The organism is Mesorhizobium sp. M0074 (genome assembly GCF_040322975.1).
Taxonomy (GTDB): Bacteria; Pseudomonadota; Alphaproteobacteria; order Rhizobiales; family Rhizobiaceae; genus Mesorhizobium.
This window is the reverse complement of sequence record NZ_JAMYUM010000015.1, coordinates 44,600-67,572: the sequence shown is the minus strand read 5'-3', so window position 1 is coordinate 67,572 and position 22,973 is coordinate 44,600. Positions and strand designations below refer to the sequence as shown.

Genomic DNA, 22,973 nt, shown 5'->3' with positions numbered 1-22,973 from the left:
TTACCGCCAAGGCTGCAAACTGTCATCGCGGACGTAAGCGATGATGGTGTCGCAGACTGCGTTCAGATCCCGCAGCACGTCGTCATTCCAGAAACGCAGTACACGAAAGCCCCTCGCCTTAAGTTCGGCGTCCCGCTCCCGGTCATAGTTCGAATCCGCATGCTGGCTGCCGTCGATCTCGATGATCAGTCTGGCCTCGGCGCAAATGAAATCGGCGATGAACTTGCCGACCGGAACTTGGCGCCGAAATTTGATGCGATCGAGCCTACGTCCGCGCAGTTCGTGCCACAGGCGGTCTTCCGCTTCCGTCGGCTCGCGTCGCATTGAGCGGGCGAAGCGACGTTTAGTGGGCGCAACGGGCTGATGCGGCATGGGGCGACGTTATCCAATCCTGGGGACGACCTCCAAGGAATCCTCAGATAAGGGCCGACGTTCGAGACCAACCAAAGGGGATGGCGCGGCGCCTCCCCTTCTCCCCTTGTGGGAGAAGGTGGCGAGGTCGGATGAGGGGTGCTCCAGCTTGGCACCGACGCACTCCGTCCAACACCCCTCAACCGTCTTGGCGCTGCGCGCCAATCCACCTTCTCCCACATGGGGAGAAGGAAGAAGCTGCCGCGCTACTCCGCCTCGGCCACCATCTGCCGGCCGCCCACCCAGTCGCGCCAGGCCCTCTCATCGCCGTGGAAGACGTTGAGGTCTATGCGGCCTCTTACGCCGTGCGACAGGCCGGAGCCGGAATATTGCCAGAACAGCCATTTGCGCCCGGGATAGACCTTTGACGGGTGCGCGGCCACGGCGCGCAGCCAGAACGGATAATCGGGGAAGGCGCCCCTGAGATTGTCGCGGTAGAAGTCGGGCGCGGTGTAGATGATCGGCCGCTGGCCGTAGTGGCGCTCCAGCCTGTCCATGAACACCTGCATCTTCTCCAGCACCTTTTGCCGCGACGGGCGACGCTTGCAGCTGGATTCGCCGTTCCACTCGACGTCGATCACCGGCGGCAGCGCGCCCTCGACCCTCGGCACATTGCGGATGAACCAGTCGGCCTGCTCGCCGGCGGTGCGGCACCAGTAGAAGAAGTGGTAGGCGCCGCGCTTGAGGCCGGCGGCGTCGGCACTGCGCCAGTTTCTGGTGAACATCGGGTCGAGATGGTCGCCCCCGTCGGTGGCCTTGATATAGGCGAAGTTGGCGCCCTGGGCACGCAGCTTTCCCCAGTTCACATTGCCCTGCCAGCGCGAAACGTCGACGCCGTGGACGGCGAGACGCCTCGGCGAGGATGCCTTGCCGAAATTGATCGGCTTGGCATCGCGAAAACCATAGCGCGTGACCGGTTCGGCAAGCATTGCTGGTGCCGCGCGTGTCAGCCGCTTCGGCGGCGACATCAGCGCGATCACCTCGGCCGGCGGTTCGACGTCCTGATCGGGTACGTCCATCGCGACCGGCTGTTCGTCCTGCTCCTGTTCGGCAAAAGCGGGCGCAGCATCAGTTTTCGCCACGGACGCCACCGGCGCGGGTGGCCGCACAACCGAGCTGGTGGTCTCGCTGGACGGCACTTGCAGCGCATCGACGCCGGAGGTTGACGTGCAGCCGGCAAGGCACAGCGCTGCGATCGAAAAGATGACGACGCCTGATAACCGCATCTGGACCTGTACGCAAAACACAACAGACCGAAGGCAGGACAACGCCGCCGGACAAACCAAGCTGGATTCCTAACAAGAAACTACCAACAAAGTTTGAATCGAATTGTTAGGGCTTTGCAGCGGGACGTTGGCCGGGCGGAAGTGTGCTAGCCCTCCAATGTTCGGCCACGTCGCTGCCTCGGCTTGACAACTCACGGCATGAGATTAGTCTCTACTAATCTTACGGTGTAAGGCACCACGTGGAGGACGTCATGCAGCCCGCCGCCCTGTCAGAATTGCAGCCCGTAGTCCCGCCGGAGCCATGCTCGCCCGCCATCGGGGTCGACGAGATACCTCGCAACCTCAGTCGCGCCATCGAACGCGCCGAGGTCAATGCGTGGCTCGATCTCTATCGCGCCGCCCCGGCAGACTTTGCCGCAAGGCAAAGCCTTGCCATCGCCGAAGATGGCGATCTCGTCTGGACCACCTGCACGACGATCCCGTTCATCCATTTCAACTGTGTCAAAAATTTCGGCGTCGAGAGCGCGGCCACCGAGAGCCGGCTCGACGCACTTCTGGCGCATTATCGCGACGCCGGCATTCTGCGGCCCTGGTTCTACACCAATCCACACACCGAGCCGGCGACGCTCAGCTGCTGGCTCGAGGCGCGCGGCCTGCAACGTCAGGGCGGCTGGGAACGCATCTTTCGCGACGCGACGCCATTGCCCGCTGAGCCGCTTTTCCCGACGGAGGATGCCTCGGTCGAGCGGGTGACGCCGGCAACGGCAAGGGAATGGGCTGGGTTCATCGACAGCCAATATCGGTTGCCGACCTCACCGTGGTTGCTGGCGCTGGCCGGCCGACGCGGCTGGCATCATTACATGCTGCGGCGGGAAGACGCGGTGGCGGCGGTGCGCTCGATGTTCATCGGCGCCGACGGCATGGCCTGGAGCGGCATCGACGCGCCGGTGCCCGGCATCATGGCGCCGAGCTTCGACCTCGATGCAATGCTCGGCGAAGCGATGGTGCGCGACGGACTTGCGGCCGGTGCAAAACTGTTCGTGGCCGATATCGAGGCGCCGCGAGCCGAACGTGAGGGGCCAGCCTACCGCAACTATGCACGCCTCGGCTTCAAGCTTGCCTATTTCCGCAGCCATTACAGCTATTTGCCGGCAAATTCCGGCTGACCGCTTCAAGACCCTAGCTGCACAACCACAGCTTGTGACAGGTCGTGGCCATCAGGTGGGCCGGCGGTACAAAGCGATCGTTGACCGGCGCATCATCGTCTACCCGGCGGACCTTTTCTTCGAGCAGCGTGCGAAGTTGTGCCGGTTGCACGCGGTCGCGCTCCATTACCAGCTTGATCATCGGATCGCTCAAGAGTTCATCCAGGGTGTTGATGCTGTCGTTCATCCGTCGCCTCCTCGACTGCCTGCCCGCATGCCAATAGATAGGCAGCAATGATGGCCCGCCAATGACGCTTTGCCGGCTATCTCGTGTCGCTTCGGATTAAATTTTGTCCAGATTCCACCTCAAGCCGGAGGTGGCGCGCCTTCAAACTGCGGCAGGCCGTCGTCGATCTGCAACCAGGGCTGCTTCGAGGCGGTCCAGATATGCATCTCAGGCCTGAACAACGAGGGATCATCGAGCGAGCCGGTGGTGATGCCGATAATGCCGGCGGAATCGCGCCGGGAAAACATCGTCGTGCCGCAGCGCGGACAAAAGCCGCGCTTGAGATCGGGCGAGGAATTCACCGTCGCCAGCGGTCCGTCGACCGTCACATCATCGATGCGGAACAGCACGCGCGCGTTGAAGGCGGCACCCAGCGCCTTCTGGCACAACCGGCAATGGCAGACGCGCTCATTGATCGGTGCCGCCTCGGCGCGGTAGCGCACCGCACCGCACAAACACCCGCCCTGATATCTTGCCATCACCCGCGTCCCTGCCCTGTGAGGATAGGCGGCATACCTATCGATAGGCGTGGCAGCGTCAATTGAAAAGCTTTGATGGCGCCATCTATAGCTGTGATGCGGCCAATACACGATTGGCCGATGCGCCGGGCCAAGGCCCCATGGGCGACATGCCGGCCATCTCGCGGAAGACGGCCGGCAGACAATTGACTGGGCGTCAGTTCGTTTCGTTGACGACCTCGTCCCAGGTCTTGACCTTGGTCTGGCCATTGAGGAACGGCAGCGCGGCAGCTGTCAGTTCCGGCGCGAAGAACACATCGTAGTGGGTGCGGTTCGGCACGATCGCCAGGCGGTTCTGCGACAGGTTCTCGCGCATCCAGCCGGCGTCCTTCAACCCGCCGCCGAGCATCTGATAGAACTTGATCTCGTGCTCGGGCCGGTACATGTCGCTGTCGCCGAACACCAGCATCACCGGCATTTTCAGCTTCGGCACGTCGGCCGAATAGTCGTAGTCCTTGCGGATATAGGCGCCGAGCTGGTCGAGCAGTTTCGGAAAATCCTCCGGATGCGGCGCAACCGCGACGTAGGATTTGTACATCGGTGTGTCCTTCATCATGTCGGCCATCGCCGCGCCGACCTGTGCCTGCTGGCCACGCATCTCGGCATAGAAGCCGTCCGCGGCGTAGCCGGTCGAGACCAGCACCAGGCGGCGCACCGTTTGGGGATGCTGGACGGCCATGCGGAAGGCGACGCCGCCGCCCAGCGAATAGCCCATCACGTCGACCTTGTCGTAGCCGAGCGCCTTGACGATCGCCGCCATGTCGTCGCCCATCGCCTCCAGGCTGAGCGGCCGGTCGCCGAGCGCGGTGCGGCCATGGCCCTGCAGGTCGACCCCGATGACGGTGCGGTTTTCGGTAAGCTTCGGCAGGATCGGCGCGAACATGTCGGTCGTGCCGAGACCGCCATGCAGCAGAAGCAGCGGCTCGCCCTTGCCGTAGACGGCGTAATAATAGTTCAGGCCGTTAATCGGCAGCAGGCCGGATTTTTCCGGCGTCGGCAGTGTTGCGGTTGCGGTCGTCATGGCGGGCTTGGCCTCCTCTGCGTTGATGGTGCCCGGCGCGGCAAACAGCGCGGCGGCCGAGGCGAAAATGGCGAAAAATACCGATCTGGACATCAGTCTCCCTCTCCCGTTTGCATCAAAGTCGCTTGGCGACCTCCTCGAGCTGTTCGGCGCACTGGCCCCAGCCCTCGTGAAAACCCATTTTCTCGTGCTGTTCGCGGTCGGCGACCGACCAATGCGCGACGCGGGCAATGTAGCGGGTCTTGCCCTCGCCCTCGTCCTCGAAGGTCAGCACGACCGTCATGAACGGCTTTTCGGACGGCTCCCACGCCTTGGTATAGGCATCGGTGAAGACGAGCTTCCTGCCCGGCACGACTTCGAGGAAGACGCCGGGACTCGCAAACTCGTTGCCGTCGGGACCGGCCATGACGACCAGGCTGGTGCCACCGGCGCGAACGTCCATCTCCGCTCGCGGCGTCGTCCACGGCTTCGGCGCGAACCATTGCGTCAAGAGCTTCGGCTCGGTCCAGCAGCGATAGACGTTCTCGCGCGGCGCATCGATGATGCGGGCGAGAACCAGCTCGCGGTCGGAGTTGGGGGCGACGTCGAGCTTGGTGGTCATGATGTTTCCTCACATGTCGGTTTTGGCTTCCGTGTCTAGGACGAACCGACAAGACGCAAGCCGACACGGTCCGCGAAAAAATCCGCGGGACAGGAGATTCGAACGACGGAAATAAGTGGCTTCAGTGGCGCTTGGCTTGCACCAGATAGGCGTCGATCTCGGTCTCGCCGAGCCACTTGGCGGCTTCCAGCCGATGCAACCCTTCGACCAGGATATGGCGCTTGCCGTCATGGCGCACCTGGATCGGCATCTTCATGCCGTTTTCCAGAATGTCCTCGGCCAGATTGCGGACAGTCTCGGGATGCAGCGTCTTCTTGCGCGCCGTCGGCACGTAGATATCGTTGACCCTGACCTTTTGCACTCTCAGCATATCGGCTCCCGTGGCGGACAAGGCCGCCCTTTGTGAGATAGTCTGTTTGGCCGGCAAGGCCAAGGGAGCAGCCCGGCAATGGCTGGCCCGATCGTTTCCAATTGACGCTTGGCCGGCGGATGGCCGAAATGGCGGCCTTCGACCTTAGCGGTGTTCATGAACCATTTGCCGACCGAGTTTCCCGATTTCGGACTGACGCCGGAGCAGCGACGCCAGGCGGTGCGCAGCCATTACTGGGAATGGCCCGGTATGGATGGCAGGCGCGGCGAAATCTGGTGCTACAGCGACCGTTTTTCCTACCGTCCTGGCGACATGGTGGCACTGCATGTCAGTTCGACGGCCGCCAGTTTCGGCATCGCGATCATCCGCGACGGCGGCGCGGAAACGACAATGTTCGAAGGGACGGGAATCGCGGCGCGCTGGCAAGATACGCCGGACCAATGTTCGGTCGAAGGCTGCGGCTGGCAAGCGTCGTTCGAGTTTCGCATCGGCGACGACTGGCCGTCCGGCGCCTATCGCGTGACGCTGACGGCAGATGGCCGGGACGGCAAGCCGATCCGCTGCCACCATCTTTTTATCGTCGCGCCGCAGCCCGGCAAGAAGCCTGGCCGTGTGCTGCAGGTGGCGGCCACCGGCACCTGGCTCGCCTACAATACATGGGGCGGTTCCAACCATTACGAAGGCATCACCGGGCCAGGCCGGGACCAATATGCACGAATGGTGTCGACGCAGCGGCCTTGGTGCCGCGGCTTCGTCGTGCTGCCCAAGGATGCGCCGCGCGTGCCGCTCGAAGTCGCGGTGCCGCCGAAAACCGTGCCGCGCTATCCGCACATGGAATGGGCCTTTGCCACCGGCCATTCGAAGAAATACGCCTCAGCCGGCTGGGCAAGCTACGACAGCCATTTCTTCCGCTTCGCCGAGCGTGCCGGCTACGCCGTCGATCTCGCCAGCCAGCACGATCTGCATTTTTCGCCCGACATTCTCGACGGCTATGACTGCGTCGTCTTCGTCGGCCACGACGAATATTGGACCTGGGAAATGCGCGATGCGGTCGACACCTATGTCGAGCGCGGCGGTCATGCGGCGCGCTTTGCCGGCAATTTCATGTGGCAGACCAGGCTGGAGGACGAAGGCCGCCGGCAGGTCTGCTACAAATACCGCGCTCGCGCCGACGACCCGGCCTATCGCGGCGGCGATATGAGGCGCGCCACCAATTCCTGGGAAGCGCCGGAAATCGGCCGGCCGGGTGCGGCGACCTTCGGCCTCAACGCGACAAGAGGCGTCTATGCCGGCTGGGGCGGCTGCGCGCCGCGCGGCGTGCGCGGCTTTCCGGTCTACCGGCCGGAGCATTGGGCGTTTGCCGGCACCGGCATCTACTATGGCGATCTGCTCGGCGCCGACAGCCATGTCTATGGCTACGAGGTCGACGGGCTCGATTTCGAGATCCGCGGCGGCCTGCCCTACCCCAAGCCCGACAGCGGTGCACCGGACGGGCTGCAAGTGCTGGCCGTCGGCATGGCGAGCCAGGTCGAGGAAAGCGCCGACATTGCGTTCGAGGACCAGTTTCTCGGCGACGAGGACGGACGCTTCACCGCCGAGACGCTGTTCGGCGAGGCAAGCGATGCCAACCTCGACAAGGTCAAACGCGGCAACGGCATGATCGTCAATTTCCCGCGCGGCAAAGGCGAGGTGTTTCACGCCGGAAGCTGCGAATGGATTGCCGGCCTGCTAAGGCAGGATGCGATGGTCGAGCGCGTCACCAGAAATGTCCTCGACCGCTATCTTGGAAAGCCATGACATGTTGAAGTCTCCTGCCCCGGAAACTCGCGAAGCCTCGCATCTGTTTTATCTATCCAGCGTGCGCCGGCCGCTGATCGACCGCGCCGAAGGCATCTACATGTGGACGCAGGATGGCCGCCGCTTCATCGACGGATCGAGCGGCCCGATGGTCGCCAATATCGGCCACTCCAATCGCAACGTGCTCGACGCGATGAAACGGCAGATGGACCGCGCCACCTTCGCCTACCGCCTGCATTTCGAGAACGAACCGGCAGAGGAGCTCGCGCGGCAGCTGGCGGCCAAACTCCCCGAAGGCCTGGACCGCATCTTTTTCGTCTCCGGCGGCTCGGAAGCAACGGAATCCTGCGTCAAGCTGGCGCGGCAGTGGGCGGTCGCCACCGGTCAGCCCAGCCGCTGGAAGGTGATCACGCGCTTTCCCTCCTATCATGGCGGCACGCTCGGCGCGCTCGCCGTCACCGGCGACGATGCGCTGTCCGAAACATTTGTGCCGATGATGCAGATGATGCCGACCGTGCCGGCGCCCATCGCCTGGCGCGACCGCGACAATCTTTCGATGGAACAGCGCGGCATCCGCTACGCCGACATGCTGGAGGAAAAGATCCTCGCCGAGGGACCGCAGAGCGTGCTCGCCTTCATCATGGAGCCAGTCGGCGGCGCTGCCACGGCAGCACTGGTGGCGCCGGACAGCTACTATCCGCGCATCCGCGAGATCTGCGATCGCTACGGCATCCTGCTCATCCATGACGAAGTGATGAGCGGTGCCGGCCGCACCGGAAAATTCCTCGGCGGCGACCACTGGAACTGCAAGCCCGACATCGTCGCGCTGTCGAAGGGGCTGGGCTCTGGCTACGCGCCGCTCGGCGCGCTGGCGGCACCGATGCGGCTGGTGCAGCCATTGCTCGCGTCGGGCGGCTTCCAGCACGGCCATACCTATGCCGGCAATCCGCTCGCCTGCGCCGCCGGGCTCGCCGTGCTCGGCGAGATGGACCGTCTCGGCCTGATCGCCAACGCGGCTGTCATGGGCGAGCTTTTGATGGACGAGCTGAAGGGATTGGCGAAGCGGTTTCCGTTCATCGCCGACATCCGCGGCAAGGGCCTGCTGACCGGTGCCGAAATGGTCGCCGACCCAGAAACGCTGAGGCCGATCGAGCCGGCAAAGAAGGCCACCCAGCGGCTGCTCGACCTCGCCTACGAGCGCGGCCTGATCATCTACGGACGCAAGGTCAAGGGCGGTGTCGACGGCGACAATTTCATGGTCGCCCCGCCGATGATCGTCACCGCCGCGCAGATCGGCGAGATCGTATCCATCATCGGCGACTCGCTCGAGGTGCTGGCCAGCGAGCTCGACCTGCCGGTCGAAGGTTGAGGCGACCATGGCACCGCGCAAAGTCATTATCACCTGTGCCGTCACCGGGTCGGTGCACACGCCATCGATGTCGCCACATCTGCCAGTGACGCCGGACCAGATCGCCGCAGACGCGATCGCCGCCGCCGAAGCCGGCGCCGCGATCCTGCATCTTCACGCCCGCGACCCCAGCGACGGGCGGCCGACCGCCGACCCCGAGGTGTTCATGCAGTTCCTGCCGCGCATCAAGCAGGCGACCGATGCGGTGATCAACATCACCACCGGCGGATCGTCGCTGATGACGCTCGACCAGCGGTTGGCCGCGCCGCTCAGGGCCGAGCCGGAAATGTGCTCGCTCAATATGGGCTCGATGAATTTCGCGCTGTTCCCGATGCTCGAGCGGCCGCGCGAATGGCAGCACGAATGGGAGCCGAAGCTGCTCGAGGCCACCCGCGACACGATCTTCAAGAACACCTTTGCCGATATGGAGACGGTGCTCGAAAAGCTTGGGCGCGGATGCGGCACGCGCTTCGAATTCGAGTGCTACGATGTCGGCCATCTCTATTCGCTTGCGCATTTCCGCGACCGCGGGCTGGTGTCGGGCCCATTGTTCATCCAGTTCGTATTCGGCATATTGGGTGGCATCGGCGCCGATCCCGAAAACCTGATCCACATGAAGCGCATCGCCGACAAACTGTTCGGCGACAGCTACCGGTTTTCCGTGCTGGCGGCCGGACGCCACCAGATGCCGATGATCTCGATTGCGGCGACGATGGGCGGCAATGTCCGCGTCGGGCTGGAGGACAGCCTCTACGACGGGCGCCAGCTCGCCAAGTCCAATGCCGACCAGGTCCGCCGGATCCGCGGCGTGCTCGAAGGGCTGTCGCTGGACGTCGCAACGCCGGCCGAGGCACGGCAGATGCTGGCGCTCAAGGGCGGCGACCGCGTGGCGTTCTGAGATGCGGCCGTGACCAACCCACCGTCAAGAGACATTGTCATCCGCCCCGGCCGGGTCGAGGACGTCGAAACCATCCACGCCGCGCTCCTACGGCTCGGCGCGCATGTCGGCGCACATCAGGAGATCACCTCGACAGCTCAGGATCTCCGCACCTATGGCTTTGGCGAAAAGCCTGCCTTCTCGACCTTGATCGCCGAAGTCGGTGGCGAATTTGCCGGGCTTTGCCTGTATTTTCCGATCTTCTCGACATGGATGGGACGGCCCGGCGTCTATGTGCAGGACCTCTATGTCGAGGACCGTTTTCGTGGCCGCAGGATCGGCGAGCGCCTGCTGCGCCGGGTGGCGGCGCAGTGCCGGAAGGCAGGCGGCGTCTATCTCAGGCTGTCCGTCGACACCGACAACAAGACCGCCAAGGCTTTTTACGAACGGTTAGGCATTGGCTGGTCGAGCTACGAGCAGGTGCAGAAGATCGTCGGCGACGCCTTTTTCGCCTTTGCCGATGCACCGGAGGAGCCAACATGAAAGCCTTCTATGCCGAAGAACAGAAGCGCCACGACCCGAAGGCGTTCCTCTCAAGCGGCGCGCCGCAGCCCAATCCGGAAAAGCCGGAACGGGTCGAGCGATTGTTAGCCGGCACCAAGGCTGCCGGCTGCACGATCGAACGGCCGCGGGATCACGGGCTCGGCCCGATTGCGGCGGTGCATACGCCGGAATATCTCGATTTTCTCCAGCATATCTTCGCGCGCTGGCAGCGCATCGAGGGCGCCTCGGCCGAGGTCATCCCCAATATCCATCCGATCGCGCGGAACGGCTCCTATCCGGCCTCGGCGGTCGGCCAGGCCGGCTACCACATGGCCGACACCGCCTGCCCGATCTCCGGCGAGACGTGGCAGAGCGCGCTTTGGAGCGCCTGGAGCGCGGTTGAAACCGCCGAGGCGGTGATGTCGGGAGCGCCGGCCGCCTATGCGCTGTGCCGCCCGCCCGGCCATCACGCCTTTGCCGATGTCGCCGGCGGCTTCTGCTTCATCAACAATTCGGCCGTCGCTGCACAGGTTCTGCGCAAGCAGGCGGCGCGGGTGGCGATCCTCGATGTCGACCTGCACCACGGCAACGGCACGCAAGGCATCTTCTATGCCCGGCCGGACGTGCTCACCGTGTCGCTGCATGCCGACCCGGTGCGCTTCTACCCGTTTTTCTGGGGCTATGGCGACGAGCGCGGCGAAGGCGCCGGCCTCGGCTACAATCTCAACCTGCCGCTGCCGCGCAAATCCGGCGATGCAGCGTTCCTCGAAGCGCTGGAGGCATCGTTCCAGCGCATCAACACCTTCTCGCCCGATGCGCTTGTGGTGGCGCTGGGGCTAGATGCCTTCGAAGGCGATCCGTTCGGCGGGCTGTCGGTGAGCACGCCTGGTTTTTCGCGCATTGGCGAGGTGATCGCCGGGCTCGGCCTGCCAACGGTCATCGTCCAGGAAGGCGGCTATCTCTGCGACGAGCTCGGCGACAATCTCACCGCCTTCCTCACCGGTTTTGGCGGCGCCCACAAGCGATGATCCGCCCGCGAGGGCCGCTCAGGATCATTCCTGCCTCAGCATGGCGACAACGCGGTGCACGCTCTCCAGCGTCGCGTCGATTTCGGCTGAAGTGTTGTAATGAGCGATGCCGATGCGCACCACCCCCTGCTCGGCCGGAATGCCGAGCTGGTGGACGATCTCCCAGGCGTAGTTGTGGCCGGACCACAGGAAGATGTTTTCGGCATTCATCTGCCGCACGATCGTCTCCGGCACGATGCCTTCGACAGTGAACGACACCGTCGGCACACGCTCATTGATCCGCTTCGGATCGGTGATGCCGTGGATGGTCAGGCCGGCAATATCCGACAGACCGTCGATCAGCTGTTGCGCCAGCGGGTTCTCGTAAGCGATTGAAACTTCGAAGGCCTTGGCGATTTTCAGCCGACGCGATCCTTGCGCGCCGGCTGCCGCGCCCAACTCGGCAAAATAATCGACCGCGGCCGACAGGCCGGCCATCAGTTCGATTTGCGGCGTGCCGAGCTCGAAGCGCTCCGGCAGGGCATTGGACGAGCAACGGCATTTATACGGCTTAAGCGTATCGATAACGTCCAGCCTGCCCCACAAAATTCCCATATGCGGGCCGAAGAACTTGTAAGCCGAGCAGATCAGGAAATCGCAGCCGAGGTTTTGGACGTCGATCAGGCCATGCGGCGCGAACTGGACGGCATCGACGTAGACCAACGCACCAGCCCGCCTGGCGATGCCAGTCAACGCCTTCACCCGGTTGATCGACCCGGTGAGATTGCTGGCGTAGTTGAGCGCGACGAGCCGCGTCCTCTCGGAAAGCAGCGCGGCGAGCGCCGCCTCCTCGATCTGCCAGCTCTGCTGGTCGAAAGGCAGCCAGCGCACCACAAGGCCAAGGTCTTCGGCCAGTTGCAGCCAGGGTGAGACGTTGCCCTCATGGTCCATGCGGGTGAGGATGATCTCGTCCCCGGGCTTCACCGTGCGGCCGAGCGTTCGCGACATGTGGTAGGTCAATGTCGTCATGTTGGCACCGATGATAATTTCCTGCGGGCTCGCAGCGCCGAGAAAATCCGCCATCGCCAGATGGGCCTCGTCCCCGATGTCTTGTGCTGCAACGGTGGTCTCGAAGAAGCCGCCGAGGTTGGCATTCGTGGTCAGCAAGCAACGCGATACTGCGTCCCCCACCGACTGCGGCACCTGCGTGCCGGCAGGATTGTCGAGATAGATGCGCCGGCGGCCCTTGTCGGTCAGCGACAAGGCCGGAAATTTCGCGCGCACCGCGTCGATCCGGAAGTCCATGGCTGTTCCCCTCTCCTTATGACGATCGGACAACCGCGTCCCGACGCATCAAGGGCACGGATTGCCGACGCGCTGGTGGATCGCATCAACGGCTTTCTGCATGTCCTCGGTCCAGACCACGTCGGCGGAAGAGAGCGCCATTTCGAGTTGCGAAATGGTGGTGGCGCCGATGATGTTCGAGGTGACCAAGGGCCGGTTCGAGACATAGGCATTGGCAAACAGCGCCGGCTCCATGCCGAAGGTGCGCGCCAACCGGTTGTATTCGAGCTGCACCTCGGCAGCATTCGGCGTCTCGTAGCGCTGGCCGCGGTTGAACAACTGCGAGCGCGAGCCCTGCGGCCGCGCGCCATGATCGTATTTGCCGGTCAAATAGCCTTGCGCCAGCGGCGAATAGGCAAGCAGCGACACCTGCTCGCGCTCGCAGACTTCGGCAAGGTTCACCTCGAAGGTGCGATTGACGAAATTATAGGCGTTCTGCAGCGAGGCGACGCGCGGGCCGAGGCCCTTGTCGGCTTCGGCGATGAAACGCATGACGCCCCAGGAATTCTCGTTCGACAGGCCGAAATGGCGGATCTTGCCGGCCTTCACCAGTTCATCAAATACGGCAAGCGTCTCGGCGATCGGCGTCTCGCCTTCCGGCACGCCGGCGGCATCGGAGCGTCGCGGTACGGCGCCGATGCGGTTCGGATTGGCGCCCCACGGCACGTCGCGTTCCGGCCAATGGATCTGATAGAGGTCGATGTAATCGGTGTTGAGCCTGGCAAGTGACTTATCGATAGCGTCGAAGATATCGGCGCGCACCAGCTTAGACGGGCGGTCGCCGCGAAACCAACTGTTGGCGGTGCGACCAACTACCTTCGAGGCGATGATCACCTGGTCGCGATTGCGCTTCTCCTTCATCCAATTGCCGATGAATGTCTCGGTACGGCCTTGTGTCTCCGCCTTGGGCGGGATCGGATAGAGTTCGGCGGTGTCGATGAAATTGACACCGCGAGCAAACGCCAGATCCATCTGGGCGTGACCGTCCGCCTCGGTGTTCTGCTGGCCCCAGGTCATCGATCCGAGGCAGATTTGCGACACGAAAAGATCGGTCTGGCCGAGACGGCGTTTGTGCATGGAGTTTCTCCGGCGGGAATTTTGCGCGGCTGCGCGAGGAGGAAGCAATAGCATACAGGAAAGCGCCGCCCGCTTCCAAGCCCACCGACGGCAGGCCAGGCGACTTTCCCAGGATGCCGGCAAACGGACTTTTTTTCGTGCGGCTAACAAAAAAGCCGGACTGCATGTGAATGCAGTCCGGAAGTTCGCCAGGAATGGCGAGGAAAACCGGCCAAGTGCCGGCACTGAGGCCTACGGTCGAAGCATCGCAGAAGTTTCGCCGGAACAGCCGAATTATGTCAAAAAAGATCAGGGCAGCATGGCTGCCATGCGAATGCTGCACTGCACAATTGTCATGATCTGCCTATATTGACGGCCGTGGAGGTTCAATAAGGGGCTTGAATCATGGGATTCTTCACTGAAATGTTCGCCCGTCCGCGTCCGCGGGAACAGCTGCGCTATCGAGCGGCGCTGGCGCTGCTCCATTCGATGAGCAATGCCGATCGCGCCGATATCGGCGTCAAGCCGGCCGATTTCCCGCGCATCGCCCGGGAAATGTCCCTACGCTAAACAGCGCGCAGCGAGATATCCCGGCGCGGCCGGGATATCTCCCGAGCGAATCTCAACGCAATCCGAGGAAAATCGACTTGCCCAATGGCACGCCGTTGTGACGCAGGATGTCATAGGCGGTGGTCAGGTGGAAATAGAAATTGGGCATGGCGGCATGCAGCAGATACTGCATTCCCGGCATCGAAACCTCGCGTCCCGCAAGCCGCAGTTCGATCATCCTGTCATCTGAACCATCGAATTCGGCCGCCGAAAATGTCGCGAGATGAGCCAATGTCTTGGCAAGGCGGGCCTGCAGATCAGCGAAGCTCGCCTCATTGTCCTCATATTTTGGCACCTCGCGCCCGGCAAGCCGCGACGGCGCGCCTTTGGCGTGATCGGTGGCAATCTGTACCTGCCTGGTCAGCGCAAACATGTCCGGCGCCAGCCTCGCCGTCAGATACACCTGCGGATCGATCTTGCGATCAGCCGCATTTTGCTCGGCAATGTTCAGCACATTGGCTAGTGCCTTCAGCCTCGCCGAAAATACCGGCACGGATGCTTCATACATTGATATGGTCACAAGAAATCTCCACGCGGCCCGACTGCCCACGGCGAGAGGTAGCGCTTTCGCAGGCGATTGTTCAAGCGTCACCACGCCGCCGCAATCGATATGATAGGATTTTTCATCGAGTGGAGGTTCCCGATGAGACGCGCCTTGTTCGCAGCGACCGCTTTTTTCTCCCTTGCCGCTACCAGCCAACCGGTGCTCGCCGCCGACGCGCCTTACATAGACGACAGGTCGAATGCCGAAGCGGTCATCCGGTCGCTTTATAGTGCCATCAGCCGGCACGAATTCGCGCGCGCCTGGGACTATTTCGGCGACACCAAGCCGGCCAAGGATTTCAATTCCTTCGTCAAAGGCTATGACGGCACGGACACGGTCGAAGTCAAAACCGGTGGCGTATCCGAAGACGGGGCTGCCGGCAGCATCTACTACAGCGTTCCGGTCGCCATCCGGGCGACGGCCAAGGACGGCAGCGAGAATGTCTTTGCCGGCTGCTATACGCTGCGCCAGATCAACGCCTCGATCCAGGAACCGCCATTTCGCGCAATCTTCATCGACAAGGGTGCGCTGAAACCCTCAAAGGCCGATTTCGAAGATGCCGTGCCGGCAAGCTGCGGCGAAGGACCGCCGCCGCCGAAGAAGGACGCAGCGCTTGAGCAGGCCAACAAGGCGTTTGCCGCGACTTATGGCGACCAGTGCGACAAGGACATGCCCGGCGGCGATCCGCGAGGAGAGCCGGACGCCTACTCGCTCCGCTACAAGGATGCGGGGGCGGCCGAAAACGAGCCCGAACGCGAGACACGGCTGTTTCGCTTTTTCTGCTCGATGGCCGCCTACAATGAGAGCGCAGTCTATTACATCTACGACGACGTATCGGGCGTCCGGCAATTACAATTCGCGTCACCGGAACTCGATATTCGCTATGAGAACAACAATAGCGAAGGCAAGGTCGAGGGCATCAACATCATCGGCTTCCAGACTGACGACCAGTTGGTCAACTCCGAATATGACGAGGCCACCAAAACGATTTCATCCTTGAACAAGTGGCGCGGCGTCGGCGACGCCTCGTCGGCCGGCACCTACCTGTTTCGCCACGGCAATTTCTCGCTGGTGCAGTATGAGGTCGATGCCTCTTATGACGGCGAGATCAACCCGCAGACCGTGCTCGACTACAACACCGCGCCCTAAGGGACCTTCGATAACATCCAGTTGAGTGTGCCCCGCCAGTCGGTCATGCGGATCGGCGTGCCATGTGTGCCGGTCTCGAAGCGGACAAAGCGGGTCGGGTAGGCTTTCGATTTGCCCAGAATCGATCGGAAGAAGGCTTCCTGTTTCTCGATTGGAAACACCGGGTCCTTGCTGCCCTGGCCGAAGAAGACCGGCACACGGCGCTTGAATGCGGAGCTTGAGAAGAAACTCTCGTCCCACAGCGAGCCGAGCAGCAGCAGCCCGTCGATGCGCCCGCCGGAGTCCTTGCGGCCTGCCAGCTTCCAGCACAACGCGCCGCCCATAGAGCCGCAGGCGACGAAGATTTTTGCGCGCGGCGACTGTTCGGCATAGTGGCCGATCAATGCGGCGATCTGGGCGGCACCGGTGTCGCCGAAATCGGAAAAATCCGGCGACAGATAGAGGCCGCCATTACCGGCCATCAGGTTCTTGATACGGTTGAAATTGCCGCCGAAAGTGAAATCGTCAGCACCCTGCTTACGGCTGCCGCCCTGCCCGTGCAGATAAAGCACGATGATGCTGGCGCCCCCGGTCTTGCCGACGGCAATGTGGCGGACATCGCCTGCATCGGTCGGCAGCAATAGATCCTGCTGCACCTTACGCACGCCGGTGTCGGTGTATTGCGCGTGCACACGACGCTCAGGCACTTCGTCACGAGCGTTGATGTCGCGCAGCTCACGATAATCGACGACCGTATAGGCGCCGTTGCTCTCGGACGAGAGTGTGACCGGATAGGCGAACAGATCGTCCTTGAAGGGTTTGAGTTCGAGAGCGTTGGCGTAGGCGACACAAAAGAGCTGCAAAAGAATCGCCATGAGCAGGGCCGGGAGGCCAGAGGGGGGCAAGCGGAACCGGAAGCAGGAACGAAAGACCATCCCTCAGCCATGCGTTTTTCGGCTTCGGTTTGTCAATCCTGCAGCACGCCGCCGGCGCCTTCCAGCGCCTCGCGCGTGTCGACGTCGACGGCTGCCCCTTCGCCGATCTCGACATCGATGACGTCGAGCCCTTCGGCCTCGACCAGATGGCGGGCGCCGGTATCGCCTTCGAGGTGAGCGATCGCGGCAAACAGCGAACGCGGCAGCAGCACCGGATTGCCGCGCCGCCCATCGTGCGAGGCCCGCACCACTGATCGGCCTTCGGACCTGCGGAACGCCTCGATCAGCCTGTCGAGGTCGGCCGAGGCGACGCCGGGCATATCGCCGAGGACAATCATGGCGCCGGCGGCGTCGCCGGAAATCTTGGCGATGCCGGCCTTCAGCGACGAAGACAGACCCTCGGCGAAATCCGGATTGTCGGCGAAGGTCACATCGAGGCCAGACAGTGCACTGCGCACGCGCTCGCTCTGGTGGCCGGTGACGACGATGGTGGCCGCGGCTTTCGAACCGACCGCGCGTTCGGCGGTGCGGCGGACCAGGGGCTTGCCATCGAACAGTGCCAAGAGCTTGTTCGGCCCGCCCATGCGGCTGGAGCGGCCGGCGGCCAGAAGCACGATCTCGATCTTTGGTTCGGCTTTGGCCGGCAACGGCTCGCGCGGTTGCGGCCGCGTCTGAATTTCCATCAACAGCCCGCCGACACCCATGCCGGCAATATCCCTGGCGGTCACGTCGAGACCGGCGATCAGCCGGTCGAGCACCCAGTCGAAGCCGTTCTCCTTGGGACTGCGGGCGCAGCCCGGCGCACCGATGATGCGCTTGCCGCCGAGTGTGCCGAGCACCAATAGATTGCCGGGATCGACCGGCATACCGGCGCGGATGACAGTGCCGCCCGCCCTTTCGATCGCAGCAGGAACGACGTCGCCGAAATCGGCCATCGCCGAGGCGCCGAAGATAACCACCATATCGTTGTCGCGGATCAGCGAGGCCACAGCGTCGGCGACGGGGATAATTTCATGCGGGGTTCGACGCTCCGCCGTCAGCCTGCCGCCCGAACGCGCCAGGCGCGCTTCGGTGACGCGCAGCGTCTTGTCGAGCACGCTGGGTTTGATGCCGGGCAGCACCGTCTGGATGACGCCGACGCGCACCGGCTGATAGGCGTTGACCGCAAATATCTCGCCGCCGGCGCAGATCCTTGCCAGGGCATCGACCAAAGCGGAGGCGACCGCAAATGGGATGATCTTCACCGTTGCTACCATCTGACCTTTTTCGACCGGCGCATGCTGCGCGAGCGTGGCGATGGTGATCGTCGGATCGACGGCGTTGATGGCGTTGATCATCGCCGCGTCGACGGTGAACATGCCGGCAGCCTGCGCGTGGAGGTTGACCCTACCTGTCGCGGCGGGCTTCGCCTCGATGTTGCGATGGATCATGGATGCGGCGATCTTTTCGGCAGCGACGTCCTCGCTGAGATCATCGGGCGCCAACACCGCCGCTACGACCTCGGAAATGCCGGCGGCCTTCAACAGGGACACATCCCCGGCGCTTAGCCTGTGCGCCTTGCGGAAGCGGCGCTCTCCGACCTTGGTGGCGTGCGCAAGCACTGCCCCTTCGGCCGTATCGATCGCAACGGGACCAAATTTCACGCGACCGCGCCTTTGGATTCGAGGCCGCGGGAGCGAAAGGCGTGGATCGCTTGCGCCAACACCGCGACGGCGATCTCGGCCGGGCTGGCAGCCCCAATGTCGAGGCCGATCGGGGCATGAATGCGGGCGATCTGGTCGGCGGTCGCTCCCGAAGCCAGCAGGCGTTCCACACGTTTGGCGTGGGTCTTGCGGCTGCCGAGCGCGCCGACATAAAAGCAGCCGGCGTCGAGCGCCGCCTTCAGCGCGAAATCGTCGATCTTCGGATCGTGGGTGAGAGCAGCCAGCGCCGTATAGCTATCGAGCGGCTGACGCTTCAGCACATCCTCTGGCCATTCGGCATGCAGCGCGATGTCGGGAAAGCGGTCGGACGTGGCAAAGGCCGTTCGCGGGTCGATGATCTCTACGGGATAGCCGGCGATCCGGGCCATCGGTGCCAGCGCTTGGCTGATGTGGACGGCGCCGATCACTACCAGGCGCGGCTGCGGCAGATGTGCGTTGAGGAAGAAGGTCCGTCCCTCAGCTTCGACCGAACCGGAATTGCCCGTGCGAAATGCCTTGGCGATGGCCGCCCCGAGTTCGCCGGCTACCCGGTCGCCCTCGCGCACGACACGGTCGCGGCCGTCGCCGAGATCGGTGACCAGGATTGCCGCGCGGCGGGCGCGGCGTTCGGCGTTGAGTGTCTTCAGCGCATAGGGATCCATTCGAGATCAACCCAATCTTTCTACATAGACCTTGATGCGGCCGCCGCATGACAGGCCGACTTGCCAGGCGGTCTCGTCTGCGACGCCGAATTCGAGCATTTTGGCCGTGCCGCTATCGATAACATCGACCGCCTCGGTGACCACGGCGCCTTCGACGCAGCCGCCCGAGACGGAGCCGTGGAAATTGCCTTCGGCGTCGATCACCAGGTGGCTGCCGACCGGGCGCGGCGCCGAGCCCCAGGTCTCGACCACGGTGGCAATGGCGACATCCTTGCCGTCCTTCATCCAGCCCTCCGCTATGATCAGCGGATCGCGGGCCTCATCGAGATAGATACTGTGTTCCATGATTTTCTCCCTGGCAGACATGTGGTTATGCGACGCGCTTCACGCGAGCCTCGATCCACCGGCGCGGGTCGACCGAACGCATGAAAAACAGCACGGTTGCCAGCGACCGGTCCGCCACATAGTCCGCACGGGTCAACAGATCGAGCGCCTCGTCGATCATCCGCGGCGCCGGACGCGGTTTTCAACTCGGTCATTCTGTCTTCGCGGGCGCGGCCATCTGAAAGCCTCTACAAAGCGTGGTAGCCGCGGTTGTGATAGATCAGCGGCCGCAAATTATCGCCGATGCGCAAACCTGTAACCTTGCCAAAAAGCACACGGTGGGTGGCCAGATCCTTGGAGTCGATCAGTTCGCAGTCGAAGACGGCGAGCGCGCCCTTCAGCGTCGGCGCACCGGTCGAGATCACATCCCATTCGGCCAACGCGAAACGCTCCTCGACCGGCAGGCCGGTAATGCCGGAAAAGGCGATCGACAGCGGCTCCTGATCCGAAGCCAGCGTGTTCAGGGCAAATTTGCCGTTTTCCACGAACGGCTCGTTCTTGGGATTTTCACGATTGAGGCAAACCAGGATGGTTGGCGGCGTGTCCGACACCGAGCAGGCCGCGATCACCGTCGCGCCGCGCCTGCCGGCAGGGCCATCGGTGGTGACTACATGCACATGGCCAGCAAAATGGGCCATCGCGTCGCGGTAGGCCTGCGGCCCGATGTCATTCTTCTTCAGCACCGATGATTTTCCACTAGTCAGAACCAACCGTTATATATGGGGGGATATTGCAGGCCACAAGCGAAGTGCTTGACCTATATCCCGAATTCGCGTGTTGCGCCAAAGCTGGCCAGCCTTTAGGTCTTGACGGCATTGGCGCCGGCAACCACGCGACCGGCGTGGAGGAATTCTTCGCTCGCATGCGACCTTGGACAACCACGATAGCGGTGCTGGCCTGGCTCTCGGTCGCCTGCAGTGCAAATGCCGAGACGCTGCTGGTCGGCGTCGCGGCACCTTTGTCGGGGCCGTCGGCGATCCTCGGCAAACAGATCGAGGCCGGCGCGACAATGGCGGCTGAAGCGAACGATGCCGAAATCAAGACGATCGATGACGCCTGCACGGCCGACGGTGGCGCCGCCGCCGCGCGGGAGTTCACCGCGGCCAAGGTCAACGTCGTCATCGGGTTTTTGTGCACCGACGCAATCGAGGCGGCTCTGCCGATCCTCAAGGATGCCGGCATACCGGTGATCACCGTCGGCGTTCGCACGGAAAGCCTGACCGACCGGCGCGCCAAGACCGGATGGCCGATCTATCGTCTCGGGCCGCGCGGCGACGACGAGCGCAATGCCGTCGCTGCCATCCTCACCCGCCTATGGCAGACCGAGCTGTTCGCCATAGTCGACGACGGCACGATCTATGGCCGCGAAATGGCCGAGACGTTTCGGGCAGCCGCCGAGCAAGCGGCTCTGAAGCCGGTGTTCGTCGACACGTTCCGGCCGCAGCTCGACAACCAGATCGGCCTGATCGGCCGGCTGAAGAAAGCCGGCGCAACGCATGTCTTTGCCGGCGGCGACGGCGATGATGTCGCCATTATGGGCCGGGATGCTGGCCAGCTAAATACCGGCATGGTGTTTGCCGGCGGCGAAGCGTTGCGCGCGCCGCTCGGCGACGTGCCTTATGCCGTCGGCACGCTGATGATCGCGCCGCCCGAATGGGCCGATGTCGCCGACCCCAAGGTGTTGCAGAGCTTTGCCGGACAAAACATCGTGCCGGAAGGTTACACGCTTCCCGCCTATGCCGCGGTCGAGATCGCCAAGGCGGCTTCAGCATTGCCGCAAAGCTCCGGCGAGAGGCTAGCCAACGTGCTGACCGCGCATGACTTCACCACGGCGATCGGACCGATCCGCTTTGACGAAAAAGGTGACCTGACGCAAAATCCTTATCGAGCCTACCGTTTCGACGGCGGCCGTTTCGTGCCGGCGGAGAGCCAATGATGTCCAGCACAGGGATGTTCCATACGGGTCCGCGCAATCTCATCACGGACGTCGCCGGCCTGCGTGTCGGCAATGCGGCGAATGCCAAGCTGAAATCCGGTGTGACCACCGTCATCTGCGACGAGCCGGCCGTGGCCGGCGTGCAAATCCTGGGCGGTGCGCCGGGCACCCGCGAAACCGACCTGCTCGAGCCGCACAATTCGATCCACGCCATCCATGCCGTGGTGCTTTCGGGCGGTTCGGCCTTTGGCCTCGACGCCGCGTCGGGGGTGCAGGCGGCGTTGCGCGAAAGAGGCATCGGCGTCGAGGTTGGCGGCTTTCGCGTGCCGATCGTGCCGGCGGCGATCCTGTTCGATCTGCGCAATGGCGGCGACAAGGATTGGGGCCGGTATCCGCCTTACCGCGACCTCGGCTACGAAGCCGCGCAAGCCGCCGCGATCGACTTTGCGCTCGGCACCGCCGGCGCGGGTGCCGGCGCGCTGAGCTCCGGCCTGAAGGGCGGGCTCGGCTCGGCCTCGACGGTGCTGGACAGCGGGGTCACCATCGGCGCGCTCGCCGCCGTCAACCCGACCGGCTCGGTGACGGTCGCCGGGACCCGCCATTTCTGGGCGGCGCCGTTCGAGATCGGCGACGAGTTCGGCGGGTTAGGCTATCCCTACCCGATGCCTGACGATGCCAGAAAGGTCCTGCTGAAGTTCCGTGACAAGCATGCGGCAGAGCAGGCGGAAACCGGCGCCAACACGACCATCGCCGTGATCGCGACCGATGCGGTACTCACGAAGGCCGCCGCCAAACGCCTGGCGATATCGGCGCATGACGGCTTTGTCCGTGCCATTTGGCCGACGCACACGCCCGCAGACGGCGATCTGGTCTTCGCGCTGGCAACGGGCAAGAGCGGCATCGAGCTCGCACCCAACGATGCCGTCGATCTCTACGCCGCGGCCGGCGCCACGATGGCGCGCGCCATCAGCCGCGCCGTCTTTGCCGCGACGCCGGCCGAGGGCGATCTGTTCCCGGTCTGGTCGTCGCGCTGAACGCGCAACGCTCATTCGGGTGAGCCGTAATCAGACTGGATTATGATCAGGTGGGTTCGGATTTTTCTTCCTCGAACGTGACCGCAACATCCGAGTTTGCCGACAGCCGCACCTTCTGGCCCTCGACCTCGGCGACAAGGCTGAGAGGAATGAAGTGGTGATGGCCCCTGTGAGCGCCCTCGCCGCTGTCGCGCTTGGTCAGCTTTATGCGATCTCCGTCAACCTTGTCGACGGTACCGACATGGACGCCGTCGGCGCCGATCACTTCCATACGTTCGCGAATCTTGGCTGCATCTGTCATGGGGGTCTCCCTTAGAGCGCCGCGCGTCCTTTTGAACGCGCAAAGGACACTCTAAACATTTTGAATCAATGCACCGTGCCTTCCGAAAATCGATCCTGATTTTCGGAAGGCACGATGCGGTGAAGCTGCCGACAATAACAAACGACGG

At 63.4% G+C, this 22,973-nt stretch carries 27 protein-coding genes and 1 pseudogene; 11 read left to right on the top strand and 17 right to left on the bottom strand.

The genetic code is table 11. The features are described 5' to 3' along the window. Complete coding sequence (locus NKJ73_RS20470; protein ID WP_023674758.1) at positions 1–372, bottom strand: endonuclease domain-containing protein; 372 nt, start codon at positions 370–372, stop codon at positions 1–3. A gap of 245 nt (positions 373–617) precedes the next feature. After that, the gene (locus tag NKJ73_RS20465) at positions 618–1,637 is read right to left on the bottom strand and encodes a GH25 family lysozyme (RefSeq protein WP_352570870.1); all 1,020 of its coding nucleotides are present in this window, start codon (positions 1,635–1,637) and stop codon (positions 618–620) included. Positions 1,638–1,888: 251 nt separating this feature from the next. On the opposite strand from NKJ73_RS20465, the gene NKJ73_RS20460 reads away from it, so the two are divergent. Then, a complete protein-coding gene (locus NKJ73_RS20460) occupies positions 1,889–2,803 on the top strand; it encodes a hypothetical protein (protein WP_352570869.1) in 915 nt (304 codons plus the stop codon). Between the two features lie 13 nt (positions 2,804–2,816). Here NKJ73_RS20460 and NKJ73_RS20455 read toward each other — a convergent pair whose 3' ends face one another. The 5 genes from NKJ73_RS20455 to NKJ73_RS20435 form a co-directional block, all read right to left on the bottom strand. After that, a complete protein-coding gene (locus NKJ73_RS20455) occupies positions 2,817–3,029 on the bottom strand; it encodes a hypothetical protein (RefSeq protein ID WP_023674755.1) in 213 nt (70 codons plus the stop codon). Between the two features lie 119 nt (positions 3,030–3,148). After that, positions 3,149–3,547 carry a GFA family protein gene (locus NKJ73_RS20450; protein ID WP_352570868.1) on the bottom strand — a complete coding sequence of 133 codons (399 nt, stop codon included), beginning with the start codon at positions 3,545–3,547 and terminating at the stop codon, positions 3,149–3,151. A gap of 196 nt (positions 3,548–3,743) precedes the next feature. After that, entirely contained in the window at positions 3,744–4,700 is a 957-nt protein-coding gene (locus tag NKJ73_RS20445; protein WP_352570867.1) for an alpha/beta fold hydrolase, read from the bottom strand. 22 nt (positions 4,701–4,722) lie between these two features. Further along, complete coding sequence (locus NKJ73_RS20440) at positions 4,723–5,208, bottom strand: SRPBCC family protein (protein ID WP_352570866.1); 486 nt, start codon at positions 5,206–5,208, stop codon at positions 4,723–4,725. A gap of 121 nt (positions 5,209–5,329) precedes the next feature. Further along, the gene (locus tag NKJ73_RS20435) at positions 5,330–5,578 is read right to left on the bottom strand and encodes a ParB N-terminal domain-containing protein (protein WP_352570865.1); all 249 of its coding nucleotides are present in this window, start codon (positions 5,576–5,578) and stop codon (positions 5,330–5,332) included. Between the two features lie 156 nt (positions 5,579–5,734). On the opposite strand from NKJ73_RS20435, the gene NKJ73_RS20430 reads away from it, so the two are divergent. From NKJ73_RS20430 to NKJ73_RS20410, 5 genes are read left to right on the top strand one after another with little or no spacing between them, the layout of a single operon-like run. Then, positions 5,735–7,375: a N,N-dimethylformamidase beta subunit family domain-containing protein gene (locus tag NKJ73_RS20430; protein ID WP_352570864.1), complete on the top strand. Its 1,641-nt coding sequence runs from the start codon at positions 5,735–5,737 to the stop codon at positions 7,373–7,375. 1 nt (position 7,376) lies between these two features. Beyond that, a complete protein-coding gene (locus NKJ73_RS20425) occupies positions 7,377–8,744 on the top strand; it encodes an aminotransferase family protein (protein ID WP_352570863.1) in 1,368 nt (455 codons plus the stop codon). Between the two features lie 7 nt (positions 8,745–8,751). Next, the gene (gene kce, locus NKJ73_RS20420; protein ID WP_023674748.1) at positions 8,752–9,681 is read left to right on the top strand and encodes a 3,5-dioxohexanoate:acetyl-CoA acetone transferase; all 930 of its coding nucleotides are present in this window, start codon (positions 8,752–8,754) and stop codon (positions 9,679–9,681) included. A gap of 9 nt (positions 9,682–9,690) precedes the next feature. Further along, entirely contained in the window at positions 9,691–10,203 is a 513-nt protein-coding gene (locus NKJ73_RS20415; RefSeq protein ID WP_023674747.1) for a GNAT family N-acetyltransferase, read from the top strand. Then, positions 10,200–11,231, top strand: coding sequence for a histone deacetylase family protein (locus tag NKJ73_RS20410; protein ID WP_023674746.1), 1,032 nt, complete (start codon positions 10,200–10,202; stop codon positions 11,229–11,231). Before NKJ73_RS20415 ends, NKJ73_RS20410 begins: the two co-directional genes overlap by 4 nt. Positions 11,232–11,255: 24 nt before the next feature. On the opposite strand, the gene NKJ73_RS20405 is transcribed toward NKJ73_RS20410, so the two are convergent. Together NKJ73_RS20405 and NKJ73_RS20400 are read right to left on the bottom strand one after the other, a co-directional pair. Beyond that, on the bottom strand, positions 11,256–12,515 hold the full coding sequence (locus tag NKJ73_RS20405) for a cysteine desulfurase-like protein (protein WP_352570862.1): 1,260 nt from the start codon (positions 12,513–12,515) through the stop codon (positions 11,256–11,258). 48 nt (positions 12,516–12,563) lie between these two features. Beyond that, a complete protein-coding gene (locus NKJ73_RS20400; RefSeq protein ID WP_352570861.1) occupies positions 12,564–13,631 on the bottom strand; it encodes an aldo/keto reductase in 1,068 nt (355 codons plus the stop codon). Between NKJ73_RS20400 and NKJ73_RS20395 the strand changes: the two genes are divergently transcribed. After that, on the top strand, positions 13,630–13,983 hold the full coding sequence (locus NKJ73_RS20395; RefSeq protein WP_352570860.1) for a hypothetical protein: 354 nt from the start codon (positions 13,630–13,632) through the stop codon (positions 13,981–13,983). The two genes, NKJ73_RS20400 and NKJ73_RS20395, sit on opposite strands and share 2 nt — an antisense overlap. Positions 13,984–14,015: 32 nt before the next feature. Continuing rightward, entirely contained in the window at positions 14,016–14,180 is a 165-nt protein-coding gene (locus NKJ73_RS20390) for a hypothetical protein (protein ID WP_023674744.1), read from the top strand. A gap of 52 nt (positions 14,181–14,232) precedes the next feature. Here the strand turns inward: NKJ73_RS20390 and NKJ73_RS20385 are convergent, their stop codons facing one another. Then, entirely contained in the window at positions 14,233–14,739 is a 507-nt protein-coding gene (locus NKJ73_RS20385) for a DUF1993 domain-containing protein (protein ID WP_023674743.1), read from the bottom strand. A gap of 123 nt (positions 14,740–14,862) precedes the next feature. Between NKJ73_RS20385 and NKJ73_RS20380 the strand changes: the two genes are divergently transcribed. Then, complete coding sequence (locus NKJ73_RS20380; protein ID WP_352570859.1) at positions 14,863–15,912, top strand: DUF1176 domain-containing protein; 1,050 nt, start codon at positions 14,863–14,865, stop codon at positions 15,910–15,912. Here the strand turns inward: NKJ73_RS20380 and NKJ73_RS20375 are convergent. The 6 genes and pseudogenes from NKJ73_RS20375 to NKJ73_RS20350 form a co-directional block, all read right to left on the bottom strand. Further along, positions 15,909–16,766 carry an alpha/beta hydrolase gene (locus NKJ73_RS20375; RefSeq protein ID WP_023674741.1) on the bottom strand — a complete coding sequence of 286 codons (858 nt, stop codon included), beginning with the start codon at positions 16,764–16,766 and terminating at the stop codon, positions 15,909–15,911. The genes NKJ73_RS20380 and NKJ73_RS20375 overlap by 4 nt on opposite strands. Positions 16,767–16,858: 92 nt before the next feature. Continuing rightward, positions 16,859–18,469 (bottom strand): NTP transferase domain-containing protein, encoded by a 1,611-nt coding sequence (locus NKJ73_RS20370; protein ID WP_352570858.1) that lies wholly within the window; start codon positions 18,467–18,469, stop codon positions 16,859–16,861. Next, the gene (locus NKJ73_RS20365; RefSeq protein ID WP_352570857.1) at positions 18,466–19,170 is read right to left on the bottom strand and encodes an XdhC family protein; all 705 of its coding nucleotides are present in this window, start codon (positions 19,168–19,170) and stop codon (positions 18,466–18,468) included. The genes NKJ73_RS20370 and NKJ73_RS20365 overlap by 4 nt, the downstream gene beginning before the upstream one ends. A gap of 6 nt (positions 19,171–19,176) precedes the next feature. Then, positions 19,177–19,515: an XdhC family protein gene (locus tag NKJ73_RS20360; RefSeq protein ID WP_352570856.1), complete on the bottom strand. Its 339-nt coding sequence runs from the start codon at positions 19,513–19,515 to the stop codon at positions 19,177–19,179. Between the two features lie 85 nt (positions 19,516–19,600). Next, a pseudogene (locus NKJ73_RS34300) lies at positions 19,601–19,709 on the bottom strand (AAA family ATPase); the annotation flags it as partial. A 33-nt stretch (positions 19,710–19,742) separates the two neighbouring features. Next, positions 19,743–20,237, bottom strand: coding sequence for a flavin reductase (locus NKJ73_RS20350; RefSeq protein ID WP_023674737.1), 495 nt, complete (start codon positions 20,235–20,237; stop codon positions 19,743–19,745). Positions 20,238–20,416: 179 nt separating this feature from the next. Here NKJ73_RS20350 and NKJ73_RS20345 point away from each other — a divergent pair, with 179 nt between their 5' ends. Both NKJ73_RS20345 and NKJ73_RS20340 read left to right on the top strand, forming a co-directional pair. Then, positions 20,417–21,490 (top strand): branched-chain amino acid ABC transporter substrate-binding protein, encoded by a 1,074-nt coding sequence (locus tag NKJ73_RS20345; RefSeq protein ID WP_352570855.1) that lies wholly within the window; start codon positions 20,417–20,419, stop codon positions 21,488–21,490. 14 nt (positions 21,491–21,504) lie between these two features. Then, entirely contained in the window at positions 21,505–22,524 is a 1,020-nt protein-coding gene (locus NKJ73_RS20340; protein ID WP_352570936.1) for a P1 family peptidase, read from the top strand. Between the two features lie 46 nt (positions 22,525–22,570). Here the strand turns inward: NKJ73_RS20340 and NKJ73_RS20335 are convergent, their stop codons facing one another. Next, complete coding sequence (locus NKJ73_RS20335) at positions 22,571–22,825, bottom strand: DUF2171 domain-containing protein (protein ID WP_023674734.1); 255 nt, start codon at positions 22,823–22,825, stop codon at positions 22,571–22,573. Positions 22,826–22,973 lie beyond the last annotated feature (148 nt).